This is a genomic window from Stackebrandtia soli, from assembly GCF_965137155.1.
GTDB classification, from domain to species: domain Bacteria; phylum Actinomycetota; class Actinomycetes; order Mycobacteriales; family Micromonosporaceae; genus Stackebrandtia; species Stackebrandtia soli.
In genome coordinates this window covers 89,813-103,977 of the sequence record NZ_CBCRZX010000011.1, presented here as the reverse complement: position 1 = coordinate 103,977, position 14,165 = coordinate 89,813, and the positions used below count along the sequence as shown (strand labels likewise).

The 14,165-nt window shown below is 55.1% G+C and carries 15 protein-coding genes and 3 pseudogenes; all 18 read right to left on the bottom strand.

Annotation, left to right across the window (positions count from 1 at the left end; translation table 11 throughout):
* Positions 1–104: 104 nt before the first annotated feature.
* Positions 105–1,109: a hypothetical protein gene (locus tag ACM9NP_RS09490; protein ID WP_415646261.1), complete on the bottom strand. Its 1,005-nt coding sequence runs from the start codon at positions 1,107–1,109 to the stop codon at positions 105–107.
* A gap of 3 nt (positions 1,110–1,112) precedes the next feature.
* Complete coding sequence (locus tag ACM9NP_RS09485; RefSeq protein ID WP_415646282.1) at positions 1,113–1,868, bottom strand: RNase A-like domain-containing protein; 756 nt, start codon at positions 1,866–1,868, stop codon at positions 1,113–1,115.
* Between the two features lie 156 nt (positions 1,869–2,024).
* A complete protein-coding gene (locus tag ACM9NP_RS09480) occupies positions 2,025–2,606 on the bottom strand; it encodes a hypothetical protein (protein WP_415646260.1) in 582 nt (193 codons plus the stop codon).
* Positions 2,603–3,136, bottom strand: coding sequence for a hypothetical protein (locus tag ACM9NP_RS09475; protein ID WP_415646259.1), 534 nt, complete (start codon positions 3,134–3,136; stop codon positions 2,603–2,605). Before ACM9NP_RS09475 ends, ACM9NP_RS09480 begins: the two co-directional genes overlap by 4 nt.
* Before the next feature lie 86 nt (positions 3,137–3,222).
* Positions 3,223–3,978, bottom strand: a complete 756-nt coding sequence (locus tag ACM9NP_RS09470) for a hypothetical protein (RefSeq protein WP_415646258.1) — start codon at positions 3,976–3,978, stop codon at positions 3,223–3,225.
* A gap of 45 nt (positions 3,979–4,023) precedes the next feature.
* Positions 4,024–4,740 (bottom strand): annotated as a pseudogene (locus ACM9NP_RS09465) (transposase family protein).
* 180 nt (positions 4,741–4,920) lie between these two features.
* Positions 4,921–5,283 carry a hypothetical protein gene (locus ACM9NP_RS09460; protein WP_415646257.1) on the bottom strand — a complete coding sequence of 121 codons (363 nt, stop codon included), beginning with the start codon at positions 5,281–5,283 and terminating at the stop codon, positions 4,921–4,923.
* Positions 5,280–5,735: a hypothetical protein gene (locus ACM9NP_RS09455; protein WP_415646281.1), complete on the bottom strand. Its 456-nt coding sequence runs from the start codon at positions 5,733–5,735 to the stop codon at positions 5,280–5,282. The genes ACM9NP_RS09460 and ACM9NP_RS09455 overlap by 4 nt, the downstream gene beginning before the upstream one ends.
* Positions 5,736–5,968: 233 nt before the next feature.
* Positions 5,969–6,190: a hypothetical protein gene (locus ACM9NP_RS09450; RefSeq protein ID WP_415646256.1), complete on the bottom strand. Its 222-nt coding sequence runs from the start codon at positions 6,188–6,190 to the stop codon at positions 5,969–5,971.
* 85 nt (positions 6,191–6,275) lie between these two features.
* Positions 6,276–7,071 (bottom strand): annotated as a pseudogene (locus tag ACM9NP_RS09445) (IS5 family transposase).
* 67 nt (positions 7,072–7,138) lie between these two features.
* Positions 7,139–7,888: a hypothetical protein gene (locus ACM9NP_RS09440; RefSeq protein WP_415646255.1), complete on the bottom strand. Its 750-nt coding sequence runs from the start codon at positions 7,886–7,888 to the stop codon at positions 7,139–7,141.
* Positions 7,889–8,434: 546 nt separating this feature from the next.
* Positions 8,435–8,608 carry a transposase gene (locus ACM9NP_RS09435; protein WP_415646254.1) on the bottom strand — a complete coding sequence of 58 codons (174 nt, stop codon included), beginning with the start codon at positions 8,606–8,608 and terminating at the stop codon, positions 8,435–8,437.
* Positions 8,609–9,366: 758 nt separating this feature from the next.
* Complete coding sequence (locus tag ACM9NP_RS09430) at positions 9,367–9,681, bottom strand: hypothetical protein (protein WP_415646253.1); 315 nt, start codon at positions 9,679–9,681, stop codon at positions 9,367–9,369.
* Positions 9,682–10,260: 579 nt separating this feature from the next.
* The gene (locus ACM9NP_RS09425) at positions 10,261–10,527 is read right to left on the bottom strand and encodes a hypothetical protein (protein ID WP_415646252.1); all 267 of its coding nucleotides are present in this window, start codon (positions 10,525–10,527) and stop codon (positions 10,261–10,263) included.
* Positions 10,528–10,583: 56 nt separating this feature from the next.
* Complete coding sequence (locus ACM9NP_RS09420; protein ID WP_415646251.1) at positions 10,584–11,324, bottom strand: barstar family protein; 741 nt, start codon at positions 11,322–11,324, stop codon at positions 10,584–10,586.
* A gap of 701 nt (positions 11,325–12,025) precedes the next feature.
* A complete protein-coding gene (locus tag ACM9NP_RS09415; protein WP_415646280.1) occupies positions 12,026–12,778 on the bottom strand; it encodes a polymorphic toxin-type HINT domain-containing protein in 753 nt (250 codons plus the stop codon).
* Between the two features lie 217 nt (positions 12,779–12,995).
* Positions 12,996–13,391, bottom strand: a complete 396-nt coding sequence (locus tag ACM9NP_RS09410; RefSeq protein WP_415646250.1) for an Imm32 family immunity protein — start codon at positions 13,389–13,391, stop codon at positions 12,996–12,998.
* Positions 13,392–13,808: 417 nt separating this feature from the next.
* Positions 13,809–14,165 (bottom strand): annotated as a pseudogene (locus ACM9NP_RS09405) (hypothetical protein); the annotation flags it as partial.

The following is a 14,165-nucleotide window of genomic DNA, read 5'->3' as shown; positions in this document are numbered from 1 at the left end:
TAATCATCACGTTGCGGCATTTCACCAACTCACTCGAAAACGATCCACACTACCTATTTTTGGTGCCATTGCCGTCACTATTGACGTCTGAGCTCCGGAACGTGCTAACTTTCGATGGCCATGCGCGAACGGAACGGATCTTCCAAGGTCCGGCCATGCCGTTCCATGACGTAGGTATTGAGCTCGTCAAACAAGAGTCGAAGCACTTCGGTACTCACCGAGCTACTACGGAGGACCTCATTTGATGGCGCGTTCGCTGAATCACCACGAACGACTTTGAGGATGATGTCATCCCATGGCATTCCGACCTTCTCTCGAAATGTCAGGTTCAATCGTTCCTCATACTTACAGGCCAGCCAGAAGCCAAAGTCCACCAGGAGGCGCTGTGGAGATGCTTCATCAATCCCTCGCAGATACGCAACGTATTCGCCGAATGTTGAGAGGCCGTTTCTCTCGGGGCTTCGAAGTATATTCACGATCTCTGCATATGGATTTAGTACGACGTGTTCGATATCCGATACCACGAACTCACCATAGTGAAGCTGTACGCCGATCTCGCGCATCCGTTCATATTGAGTAAGGGTGATCCACTTCCCACCCATGTTCACCAACGCCTGCAAAAGAACTCGGAATGCAAGCTCCGGCGAGCATGACCGCGCACATTCGTCAAGTACAGATACCAATTCGGTTCCGAGCACATCAACGGATCGAGTCACCTCGTCTCGAATGGGACGAATGTGCGCAAAGCCATCGTCCATGTCAGCATCCGACAATTGCACAGTCTGATGTTCGTTCCGCGACAACCAGGAGTCACATTGTTCCACGATCATGCGCATCCATTCGCTTCCCGATTCAACACCACGACCGAAAAAGTTCAGATCCCAGCCACCACATACCCCGGAGTTCCACAAACGTTCGATCGCTTCGGACGAGAGGTGCTCCAGCAATCGTTGTGCATCCCCGCGCAGCAGCATGACTTCTCTCGGATCAGACCCGAGCCATAGCCTATTCTGAACCGCTTCGACCTCGGACGCCGCATCATTCGTCCAGTCTTGATGAAACGAATGCATTAGCAATGTCAAGCCGAAGGTAAATTCAGTAGATCGCATAACTCACCTCCTTCCGGGGAACAGCGTATAAACAATGTAGCCAGCCTTATGGCCCTTTTCACGTTGAAGTATCATCGTGAAATCGCCTCCAGTTCTACTGATCTCCCCATCGACATCAGCCATCCAACCAAGCGAAGCTATACCAGAAGGCCCGGATATAGTCAATTTCTGGCCCCCACCTCGAAGCCATCTTGCAATTCTTTTGGCGCTCCCAGCAATCGCGCTATCTGCAACTGATTGAGCAATCTCAACATTATCGAAGACGCTGTTCGGGCCGCCCTTCTTGCGCGCCAATGCGATAGCCTGACTCTCCGATACGTTCACATGTTCTTTGAGTGTATGAGCCTGGGGGAACTTGGCTTCGTCACCCACAAGATCAGAACAGTTGTGTACGAGTGCATCGGTGTTCGCGAGGTCGACGTAGTAGGTGTGGGTTTGGCTGACTGACAGGTTGTAGGTGCTGACAAGGCGGGTTTCGGCTGTCAGGGCTGTTGCTTGGACCCAGGTGCCTGATGAGGTGCGGAGCCACGCGCCCGAGACGAGATCGCGGGCCGGAACCCACTTCGCACCATCGTTCAACGCTTCGGTCAGGTTCGTCCAGAACGCGTGGCCGGCGGTCGACTCGATGACCTCATCGCCCTTGCCATCACCGTCGACATCGACCATCACCCGGTCGAGCTTGTTGTTCTCGTCGCCAGTACGCGGGAGGGCAGTAACGAGTTGGGTGCTGACCTCATCCGTCTTCGGATCCGAGGACAGAACTACAAGACCACGAGCCGGAAGGTCGACTCAGGCAACAGCAGAGTCGCCTAATAGAACAACACGGGAAGCTCCTGTGAGACGGCTGGCATAGACACTCGTCGTTCTATCCGGAGCTTTCTCCATGCCCACACCCGGCCGCCATCCACGCCAGAATCACACATCCGAAACCCTAGAACCGTTGTAGTCCAATGGATCCACTCCAGGATGAAAAAGGCTCACTCCAGGAAGCAATTCCGGCATGGTAACCGGGGGTCGGCGGACGACCACGCTGACGAGTTCATCGATGCTCGATACGCCGACACGGACCTCACCGCACGCCAGATAGCGACTGACCGGCGAATCCGAAAACCACACGGCCAACAGGTCACCCGGAGCCGAGTGGTAAAGCGGGGAAGTCGCATCTATATGAAACTGAGACGGCTCCCGGTAATCCGGAGTCACCTTCCACTCCCACATGTTCACATCAAAGACCGGAGACCATGATCCAGGCACCGTCGGGGCATCATCGATTGGCCGATCACTCTCAGGCGGAAGTCCGCTGACCACGAGGCTGTAGAGCGCACCCGAATCAGGATCAACTTTGAGCGCCACATAACCGCCATCATCTCCGTGGATAGACAGATAGAGCGGCCCTCCGCGCCAGCTGATCTGCCACAACACTGTCAGAGGTATCCAAGGGTCAGCCTCCGCTATGGCCCCGGAACACTCTACATCACCAAGTATCTGCAGCATCATATTGGCAGTTTATACTTTCCGTGCATAAGTGCTGGAAGTTCGTCACTAGGACGTTGGTTGAACTCAAGCTGCCAACCTTGGACGAACATCCTTTGCGCTAGAGGCACACCGCCACGAATCGCATCGGTCACTACGGCCTGAAGACTTCTGAGTAGCTGTTGCGAAGCCAATCCAATCATTTCTGGACTTGCCCCTTCCCTTTTTAGTGGAGTCAACTTTTCAACAAAGTGCTTTGTCACATTTGGATGGACCGAAGCCCGAGTGTCTCCCGCCGTCAATTCAAACGACTTCGGAATACCGCCCGTTCCCGGGATCGGGTCCTGAGTTCCTTTAATGTCATCCCAGACAGTACCGGTCTCGCAGTTGTGTACAAGTACGTCAGCTGCCGCAGCTTCCACGTAGTAGGTGTGGGTTTGGCTGACTGACAGGTTGTAGGTGTTGGTGGGGCGGGTATCGGCTGCCAGGGCGGTTGCTTGGACCCACGTGCCTGATGATGTGCGGAGCCTCGCGCCCGAGACGAGATCCCTCACCCGTCTTCGGATCCGAGGAGAGAACTACATGGACACGAGCCTAGATCCGATGCAGCCCACCAGATACCCGGCAGGATGAGAATCAGTCACTGTTCGGAACGACCAAGACCGCTCCCTGGTCCTGGTTCCATTACCGGGGAGGGTTTCTCATTCGCGATCAACATCGACCCGATTGGGTGCTGAAGGCCGGGATCCGCGAGGACGACGCACGTCCATGCTTCGTTGGTGAACGAGAAGGTCACCGCCTCCGGAACATCAGCGTTAGCGATCGCAAGTATGCACGGCTCGACATTGAGCGACATGAGCCCGGACTCCCGGACGAGACTTGCGCGGCGCTCGCACATCGCCGCAACCTCGCCTCGCTTCATCGGCGACGCCACAAAATCACGACGCGTCGACACACACGACAACATCGACAAACCCATTAGCGCTGAGGCCCAACCATCCGCAGCGAGCACCGACAAAACCCACCGAGCAGCATCCTCATCGATCTTCAAGGACATCGACTCCCCCTCGGCATCGACCACGACCCATCGGCGCACTGGCGGAGCAATCGGGTCACCGCGCTCTACGGCAGGGACAGGTTCAAGGGGAAGGGTGTCACCGCTGTCCTCCAGCCACTCAAGCTCCCAATGGGACGACGTCACGAGTTCCTCGAGTTCAGCCCAATCCTTCACCCAGTAATCACCTCCATGGGTGGGGGTTATCAGGTCATCGACAAGAAGAATGTAGTACCCACCGGTCACATCAGTGTCATCGCGAAACTTCACGAAGTAACCCTCGTAAGCCCCTTCGTAAGGCCCCCTAAGAATCCGACCCTGCTTCTCCAACTTGATGTCCATAAACAGACCTTTGGACTAGATGAGGGGAACATGATTGAGCCTTTTTCATCCTGTGTGGTTGATGACGGTGATGGCGCGGACGATGTCGGTGGCTCGGTGGGTTGAGCAGCGCAAACGTCGCAAGATCCGCCACTTCTTGAGTTCGGCGAAGCCGCGTTCGCCTGGGGCTCGGAGTCTCGCTTGGAGCCGGTTCTGGTCCTTCTGGGGTTCGGGTTTGTCTCGGCCCTTCCACGGCGTTGCGAAGTTCTGGTCGTCGAGTCCGGTGTAGCCCTTGTCCGCGAGGGTCGGCATGCCCGCCTCCCTCAAGTCATGAACCGAACCTGGCAGGCCACCTGACGTCCACAACAGATCACCGTCGGGTCGGTGATGGCCTGCACGTTCACGCCATGGGTCCGGTGTTTCCGGTGAGTAGTACGGGCGGTCGACCGCGACCCTGTCACAGTGGATCAGCGTACCGTCGAGGATCACATAGGGCAATCTGCGGCGTTTCGCGCGTCGCAACACCATCCTCAAACTGGGCGCACGGGCCGATACCAGGGCAATCGTCTCGTTCACCCGCCGGAACACCGTCGACGCCGACACGCTGAAGCCCGCTCCCACACACGCACCTTGTGGAGATATACGAGCGTCATCAACGCCTGCTGACCAGCAGAAAGAACTCCGCCACCGGACCTTGTTCTCCCGCAGGTGGGAACGGATCACGCCCGCCACGAACCGGAGGGTCGATGACGACAACGGCAAACACGCCTGATAGAACAACACGGGAAGCTCCTGTGAGACGGCTGGCTTAGACACTCGTCGTTGTAACAGGAGCTTCCTTCATGCCCACACCCGGCCACCATCCACACCAGAATCACACACCAAGAGTCCTAGATTCATTGCAGCCCAACAGATCCACGCCATAATGAAAAAGGCTCAATCAAAGATGTAGGCCCGCCCAATTCATTTGGAGTATAACCTCATACCTAGATACACCTCGAAGTCATCTAGCGCATCCTGCGCCCGACCTTCAAAACCCGAGACCTTGGCCATTTGCTTGACCCGCATTATCGTGCGAGGGTTTTGTATCGTTCCATGGATTCGCGCCAGATGTCCGATGCATGTGAGCGAGAGGAGTTTCAGTTCGCTATGGGAGTCTCCATCAAGGCAGCTCAAAAGAACGCCTTCGACCCAGGCGCCGTCTGCGTCATTGAATGCCAATGACACAAGCGCGTTCGCCGCTTCTTCAAGCGAACCATTGGCGATGAGGGCTACCATCTCCGATCGCCATTCCCCATCAGACGCTTTGGAATCCTTTGATGTCACCCCACTATCCTCCCCTTCTTATCAACAAGCCCCGCCTTTTTCAAGGAATTTTGCATATCCACATGAAGGTCGGCCCACGAACGAACATGGCCGTGGAAAATATCGATCGTTCCTCCTCCACCGCATGTACATGGGCGCTGGACAGTTCGGTCCAGAACCACAATCTCACCATTCTTGATATCAACGCCGATTCTCCGAGGTGAGGTCCCCTTAACAGGAACTGAATTGTCCAGGGCGGCCTGACCATTTTGAGGCTCGGCGCTGTTTACTCCCCGAGAGCTTGGACGGGATGCAGTCCCATGCTTTCCACCAGGTTCGTATAGGGATTCACCGCAGTTGTGTACGAGGGTATCGGTGTCGGCTATCCGAACGTGGTAAGTGTGGGTTTGGCTGACGGTGAGGTTGTAGGTGTTGGTGGGGCGGGTTTCGGTCGTGGCCGCGGTGGTTTGGATCCAGGTGCCGCTTGATGTGCGGAGCCATTCGCCCGAGACCAGGTTCGCATGAAAGCTCCTGTGGGACAGCGATTCTGAGCACCGCCCGTTCTATCAGGAGCTCTCCCCATGCCCACGGACAGCAACAATCCACACTAGAACCACACGCCAACTAGCCCACATCACTTGCGCCCCAACACATCCCTACGGCCAAGCCGCAGAGCGATGAAGTGTCGATTCCTATCGTTCCCACTTCATTCCAACCACTCAATCTCCCATCGGTACGTTCTCACATACTCCTCAAGATCCTCCCAATCTTTTACCCAATCATCACCTCCATCAGTTGGGTTCTCCAGATCATTGACCAGCAGAATATAGTAACCGCTTATCCATTGTGGATCTTCATGAAGTTTGACAAAATATCCCTCAAAGGGACCAGAGAGAATACGACCCTGCTTCTCGAGTTTGATCTCCATCGTCTCCGTAACCTCACGACCAAAGGAGTCGGACATGATTGTTGACCAACTTTTTCCCATTTCCCATCGTATATAGGAGCTCCTATCAAGTTTTGTTAAGTCGTCGGTAGCAGATGAGGGCGCACGCGAGGGATACGGGGCTGTTGTGGAGGCCGGTGTGGACTTCCCAGCGGGTGGCGAGGCGTTCGGTTCTGGTGGAGCCAGGAGATGGACCGATCAGGCTGACCCATCGGATTGTGCCGATCTCGATGATGCCGTTCGTTCCTCTCTCAGGGATGGCCGGTGTGATTCGCCTGTGCTGCAACACTTCTCGAACCGACTGCGCGTCATAGCCCTTGTCCGCGAGGACGACATCGGGCCGTTCACGGGGCCGGCCACGGCGTCCGGCGATGGCGGGGATCGCGTCGATCAGATCGCGCAGGCCACGTCGTTGACGGTCGCGCCAGTGGTCACCACGACGAGCGGTACACCGTTTCGGTCGCAAGCCACGTGGTGTTCAGACCCAGGACCTCGACGCCTCGACCGAGTGAAGGCGCCACACCTGAGCCTCGATTCTTTGAACCGCATGTGCCCGGCATCGATTCAAGAACCTTCAACCAGTCGAGCTTACCGGCGGCGTTCAACTCCGCCAACAGGAGTTGATGCAACCTGTCGAACACCCCCGCGTCGGTCCAACGTCTCAAACGCCGCCAGCACGTCATCCCCGAGCCGAACCCCAGATCCTGTAGTAGATCCTCCCACCCGATGCTCGTGAACAGGACAAACAAGACCCCCTGCAAGACATCTACGGTCATCGATCGGAACAGGTCCACGCCGCCCTGGACGATGAGGCAGGAGCAGCCGCTCCACAAGCGATCATCCACGATCCATGGTCCGGCCACCCCGGCATCAAACCAAACCCGCCAACCGTGTTACCAGCGACATCACCACAAAAACTTGAGAGGAGTTCTAAAAAGGAGGCTCGTCAATTGATCCCCCCTTTTCCTGTGAGTTGCAAACTCGCCCATACTTCTCGGAGGAGATCGAATCGGCAACAGATTCAATCAACACGCGCCCTTTCTTCCAAGCGTTCAATGCCTGGGAGGCCAAGATTCTATGCCATGTATTGGAACTTGACGCTAGAATATTCTCGACCAAAGGGGTCAATCTCCCGCGATGCACCGCCAACGCCGGAGACTCCAAGAAACGAACGGCGACAACGAGAGCCACCTCCACTACCCTCAAATCAGAGTCATTAAAGTGGGAAGCAACGCTCGGAAAAGCTTCCGGGTAAATGCTCCTAATATCTTTGAAATTCGGAAATGGCTCGGTCGGTGAATACTTTCCCCACTCTCGAATACGTTGCTCCTGGCCAACGCTGACGTCAAAGGCCACGTTGGCTAGCCATGTAAGAAGTTTGCCTCGGAGTGGGAATTTTCCACGTTCCCACGAAGGGATAAGTGCGGCTCGACTTGGCAGGTCACCCAGAAGCGCAGTAACATATCTGAAAGCTGGCACGGTTGCAGAATAAACCACCCCATCATTGAGAAGATTATTATAAAGGTGATCGAGCGAACTCGTCACCGCCGAAAAGTCACCCGACACCAAGTCGCGAAGCTTGGCCGGAGTGTCCGGGAAGGCCATCCCATCAGCATTTTCGAGATTAGCCCAATCGGTAAGATTGACGATCGCGGATGGATTAAAATTTTTTCTGTTCATTTCATAATGCACCATAGTGGCCTATAGAGGTCCTATCAAGTTTTGTTGAGTCGTCGGTCCCAGATGAGGGCGCAGGCGAGTGAGGCTAGTCCGTTGTGGAGTTCGGTGTGGACTTCCCAGCGTGTGGCGAGGCGTTAGTACTGGTGGAGCCAAGAGGATGGTGCGTTCGACGACCCATCGGATTTTGCCGATCCCGATGATGCCTTTCGTGCCTCGTTTCGGGATGACCGGCATGATTCTCCTGTGTTGCGAAGCTTCTCGGGTTTTCCGGGCGTCGTAGGCCTTGTCGGCGACGGGAGGGATCGCGTCGACGAGTTCGATCGCGCAGGCCAAGGTCGTTGACATTGGCGCCGGTTGTCAGTACGGCGGTACACCGTTTTCGTCGCAAGCCACGTGGTGTCTGGACCCAGGACGTCGACGCCTCGACTGGAGAAGGCCCCCACACATGAGTCCCATTTTTAGACCGGATGTGCCCCGCATCGATCATCGCCTTCGACCGTTCGAGCTCACCCGCATCCGTCCACCGGCGGAGACGCCGCCAACACGTTATACCCGAACGAACCCCAGCTCTTGTGGTAGATCTTCCCACCCAATACCGGTGAACAGCACGACCAGGATCCCTTGCAAACATCTACGGACATCGATCGGAACCGGGCTACAGGTCCCTGGCCGATGAGACGGCAACAGCCTCTCTACGAAGCTCCACAAGCGATCATCCACGATCCACAGTCCAGGCACACCGCCATCAAACCAAACCCGCCAACCCCACTACCAGCAGCACCACCACAGAAACTTGATAGGAGCTCATAGGAAGCAGTCGAGGTTCGGCAACAAAGACCGCGCCTCAGCAAATCCTCAGAAGGATACCTCACTGAAAACTTGGCCGAGCTGAGATCGAACCGCGAGCGATGAGTTCGCTGGCAACATTCCTGCCACATTTGACATGCAGAAACCGCACGCCCCGCCAGGCTTTGAAACCATCAACCGACCTACGCCAGATCCATGTCACCTGACCCACGCCGAAGCAGCTGCCCCAACGCAACCAAACTGCTGAACGTCCCATCGAGGCCCAGCTCCCCATCAAGGTCACCATACAGAATCATCAACACCGTCATTTCCTCCTATTAGGAAGTACCGCCAACCTACCTGTCGTGTACCGAGGACAGCCCAGACGGCAATAGCGAGTCCGTCGTCGCGACTCCGTCCTTGGGCCGGCCATTCACCGCTGGGCAGTCTTCTGGGGACGCAGCGGGCAGGAAGGAGTTGAGATGTCACAAGGGTTCGCGCCCGGAACCAATCGAGCAATGGGCATATCGACGTACATGAGGTTCTATATCAGCGTGTGAAACGATATGCACAGTTTCCCTCAAGTGCAAGTCCATTGTTTACGCTGCTCAATAGACTGATCCACCGACGTCGCCGAGCCATCATCACCATCAACCACAGTGGATGAAGAAGGCTCACATTTAGCCCTTTTTCTATATCGTGAAGAGATCCACTCTCTTTTCGACGCATATGTCGATAACCGCAATGAGATTGTGGAGGCCACGATCTACTTCGCTGGCTTCCCCACGCTCGAACTCCATCGATTCGGCTATCATCAACTTATGCAACGGCCAGCTTTCCTGGATGGCCTTCAACCGAGCCAAGACTGGATGGCACTGCTCGGCAGAAAATGTCGGCACGCCATCATCAGGGAAATTCAAGATCGGCTTGAGTGGCGAAGAAACCTCGTCCCATGACAACTCCCCACCGAAGCCAACCATCTTTCCAAGTTCAATTCCTTCAACCATCGCGAGACATGTACGAAACCTGTGAAATCCACCGTATGAGAAGCACGCATCTGGACTATCATTATTACCATCCGCAGGAAATAGGCATATCCCCATAGCTGCTCCTCTGATCTTCTCGCAATTTTCGAACGTCATATATGAGGAAGCCGTGCCTCATACCCTTGGCATGACCCTCCATGGTATTCCCTTTTTCTCAAGCCAGGACGTAATCTGCGACGGAATAGGGGCTTCCGATATAGCCAGGGATCTTGCACAGAAAGACGGGCACGCTCTTGAACCAAACGCTCCCAACGCTGAAACATGGGTTCGAAGTTCGTCGATGAGTTCGGTCATTTCTTTTGACTCGGAATGGATGAACTCGAGTGACATCCGAAGCGATTCAACATCGGACACTAGTTCGTCAAGCGATGGTATTTCTCCGGAGCGAAAGGATCCAGACCGTACACGAGATGCGTATCCCGCAATATACCCGTCTAGAATAAGCAACTCAGAGCACCAGCCTGCTAGCTCCTCAAATCGTGGATATACTGGAAAGGACATTGATAGAAATGCAGCAAGGGCCTGCTCAAATCTCTTTGATTAGTCAAACCAGGTTACGATCTTCCGATTCCGGTATAGGTACCCTCGCCACCAAAAAATCCACCCCTGATCGACCATCTCACGGTCGACCTTGTTGTTCTCCTCACCAGTACGCGGCAACGCCGTCACCAGCTGAGTGCTGACCTCACCCGTCTTCGGATCCGACGACAGAACCTCGTCACCCACGACAACATCGGCGATCGACTTCGCCGTCCCGTCAGCCATGACATCACCCGAGCCACCCTCGTCATGCTCGACAAAGAACACGACCAGGCGCTCCCTGCACACCACGGCTTACGCGGAAAGGCTCAATCGGCGCTCTTCTATCGAAGGGTGACCGTGATGTCGTACTCGATCAAGATGTCGATCGCGATCTCCACCTCGAACGGGTCGATCCGCCGCGCCGACGCCGCAAAATCCGTCCACACCAACTCGAACGGCACACCGTGAACCGACATCATCAGACAATCATCCAGCGCGTTCAGGTTGCTCCCGAAGTACTTCCCCGGACCGCTCACGGCCTCACCGATCGCACAGTAGAAACTCGCCTCCCCCACGATCCGCCGACCATCCATCACACACACCGGCCAATCACCCGACCGCCCACCACCCGACCACCGCTTTTGAACCGTATGCAGCCAACTCCGATGCCATTCGCCTGGATACTCCATCCACTCCCCTGACCGCACCGGCACACCAGTCGCCAACCGCCGATAAAACAGGCCGGCACCCGCGAACGGTGCCGTATGGCCGAAGAACGTACCGCCGATACGATCCACCCCCGGAATGTCACTCGACTCAACACGACTAACCACCATTGAACCGATGTCATAGCCCCCCATATCCCCGCCCGTCGCATCGAGGACATCCATCACCACATTCCCAGGAGACTCATCGCTCAAACCTTCCGGATTGACCATCCGACCGAATATCACGAACTCATCCGGTTCATCCTCCTCAGGATCAACAAACCACCCCTCGATCTCAAGCGCCTCAATGATCGTCGTCCCACCCACACCATTGGTGAAACGATACAAGGGCGTAAACGCCAGGCCATCACTCATACTATTTAGACCTTCTCCTCGATTAAGTACCAACATCTAACCTGCGACGCGTCCACCCCGCATCAGGGAAATGTGGGGCAGTAAAAGGATGAATTGTTTCATAATGATCCGTCGACCACCCAAGCCGCATCCACCCATCTCCCTTCAACGCAAGAATCCTCGCCTTACCTGGAACACGAGCACCAGGGACATCGAACTCAAGAGCACCTGCCCATGGCCTCTCATGAACCCTCGAGCCCTTGAACACCTTTTGGCTTCCTGTCTCAGGATCAATTTCGTCCAGTCTTAATGAAACGAACGCATTAGCAAGGTCAAACCGAAAGTAAATTCGTCATATCGATGCATAACTCAGCTCCTTCCGAGGAACAGCGTATAAACAGTCGAAGGACGAGCACTGTTTATGGGTGCTCGTCCTTCAGATACAGACGGACCGTAGAATGGCCTATGAGAGCAGCTCCAGCCAGTCCCAGTTTCCGGGGCGCTTTCGCAATTCACGGAAACCGAATTCCAAGCAATCCTGCAAGCTTCGTGAGTCTGTATGGATAGGACCGGAACTACCCAAGGCAAGACCCGACATCACCAAAGTCCACGGCTTTCCTCCAAGCACTGATCTCTCATGGTCGCACTTGATTACTGTAGTGACGCCAGCTTCTCCAAGCGCCTCCATTATCAGCTCAATATCCACCCAAGGCTACCTCCCATCAGAACCCCCTCAACATCGATGCAATGCCCTTAATATCCATGGTGTGTCCTGGTTTTTTCGAGTCACTCACCCTCAGAATGACGTTCCACAGATCCGCCGAAGTAGGTCCACTGATAACGTTATTTCGCTGCATGAGCAAAGAAACTACCGCATGAGCGGTCCGTTTATTCCCGTCATTGAACATGTGGCTTCCTGCGATGTCGCGAATCATCACTGCCGACTTCTCCCAGAAACTACGGTAGCGACTCGCATTGGCGAGTGCATTTCCCGGAGATCCATGAAGTGTGTTCGTCCCGCCATATTCCTGATTGATCTTGGACGTCTCATCCTCAGAAACTGGTCGCTTAAAGCCACCGTCGTCGCAGTTGTGTACGAGTGCGTCGGTGTTCGCGAACTTGATGTAGTAGGTGTGGGTTTGGCTGACGGTGAGGTTGTAGGTGTTGACGGGGCGGGTTTCCGCTGTGAGGGCGGTGGTTTGGACCCACGTACCTGACGAGGTGCGGAGCCACGCGCCCGAGACGAGATCGCGGGCCGGAACCCACTTCGCGCCATCATTACTGGGCTCGGTGAGGTTCGTCCAGAACGCGTGACCAGCAGTCGACGCGATCGTGTCGTCGCCCTTGCCATCACCGTCGACGTCGACCGTCACATCGACCTTGACCCGGTCCACCTTGTTGTTCTCATCGCCAGTACGCGGCAACGCCGTCACCAGCTGAGTGCTGACCTCACCCGTCTTCGGATCAGAAGACAGAGCTACACGACCACGAGCCGGAAGGTCAACTCAGGCAACGGAAAACTCGCCAGGTAGAACAACAAGGGAAGCTCCTGTGGGATAACGGTCTTCGACAACCGCCGCCCTATCAGGAGTTTTCCTCATGACCGCACCCGGCCGAAACTCGCACCAGAATCACACAGTCAGAGTCCTAGATCCGTTGTGGCACAGCATATCCTGGCGGGCTGAAACGGGATCATTCGAGGGCTGGGTCAACGCGCACGACCAGCGAAACCGACTCTTCGTCTAGATAGAAATGATCGGGATAATAATCGACATGAAGATGATCCTTACCGTATGCAGAAGCAGCAAAATTCTCGACATTCCGCGCGAGCTGACGTAGCGAATCCATGTTTCCGCACGCTTCGAAGTCCTTACCGTCAACGACCCGCATCACGATCTTGCGGTTCGACTGGCGGACAATGATGCGCGACAAGGAACCCACGTATGGATACGGATCATCCGCCGTCGCCAGATCCATGTCACCTGACCCACGCCGAAGCAGCTGCCCCAGGGCAACGAAACTGCTGAACGTCCCATCGAGGCCCAGCTCCCCATCAAGGTCGATATACCGAATCGCCAGCACAATCATTTCTCCTTTGGCCAGTCATCCCCTGGCCGAATCGTAGCGGGATCAATAGGGGTATGAGGATCCGCCAAAGGACCTTTCTAGTAGGAGCTCATAGAAAGACGGCCAAGCTCTTGAATCAAACGCTCCAACGCTGAAACATAGGTTCGAAACTCGTCGATGAGTTCGGTCGTTTCTTTTGACTCGGAATGGATGAGCTCGAGCGACATTCGAAGCGATTCAACGTCGGACACTAGTTCGTCAAGTGATGGTATTTCTCTGGCGTGCAAAAAGCCAGACCGCACACGAGATGCGTATCCCGCGACATGCCCGTCTATCGTAAGCAACTCAGAGCACCAGTCTGCTAGCTCCTCAGATCGTGGATATGCTGGAAATGGAATTGATAGAAATGCAGCAAAAGCCAGCTCAAATCTCTTTTGATTAGTCAAACCAGGTCACGATCTTTCCGATTCCGGTATAGATACCCTCGCCGCCAAAGAATCCACCCCTGATTTTCCATCCCTTGGCTCCATTCTTAAGTGGCCAAGGAATGCGATCACTCGGCTTTGTCTTATTCCACAGATTCCGAGCTTCTTGAGTGTATTCCGCGAACGTTCTTCCTTTTCCATGCTTATCGAGATGATAATCGGCAGAATCTTCAACAGTAGCAAAGGTCCCTTTGTCCCACTCTTTTAGAGCTTCTGCATCGTCGCCGCAGTATTCGCCAACGTTGTGTACGAGTGCATCGGTGTTCGCAAGGTCGATGTAGTAGGTGTGTGGTCCGCTGACGGTGAGGTT

What these genes read in the sequence shown, in the direction of transcription:
- ACM9NP_RS09490 (WP_415646261.1), bottom strand. Translation starts at nt 1,109, where the DNA reads ATGCGATCTACTGAATTTACCTTCGGCTTGACATTGCTAATGCATTCG.
- ACM9NP_RS09480 (WP_415646260.1), bottom strand. Translation starts at nt 2,606, where the DNA reads ATGATGCTGCAGATACTTGGTGATGTAGAGTGTTCCGGGGCCATAGCG.
- ACM9NP_RS09470 (WP_415646258.1), bottom strand. Translation starts at nt 3,978, where the DNA reads ATGGACATCAAGTTGGAGAAGCAGGGTCGGATTCTTAGGGGGCCTTAC.
- ACM9NP_RS09450 (WP_415646256.1), bottom strand. Translation starts at nt 6,190, where the DNA reads ATGGAGATCAAACTCGAGAAGCAGGGTCGTATTCTCTCTGGTCCCTTT.
- ACM9NP_RS09440 (WP_415646255.1), bottom strand. Translation starts at nt 7,888, where the DNA reads ATGAACAGAAAAAATTTTAATCCATCCGCGATCGTCAATCTTACCGAT.
- ACM9NP_RS09430 (WP_415646253.1), bottom strand. Translation starts at nt 9,681, where the DNA reads ATGGTTGAAGGAATTGAACTTGGAAAGATGGTTGGCTTCGGTGGGGAG.
- ACM9NP_RS09420 (WP_415646251.1), bottom strand. Translation starts at nt 11,324, where the DNA reads ATGAGTGATGGCCTGGCGTTTACGCCCTTGTATCGTTTCACCAATGGT.
- ACM9NP_RS09410 (WP_415646250.1), bottom strand. Translation starts at nt 13,391, where the DNA reads ATGATTGTGCTGGCGATTCGGTATATCGACCTTGATGGGGAGCTGGGC.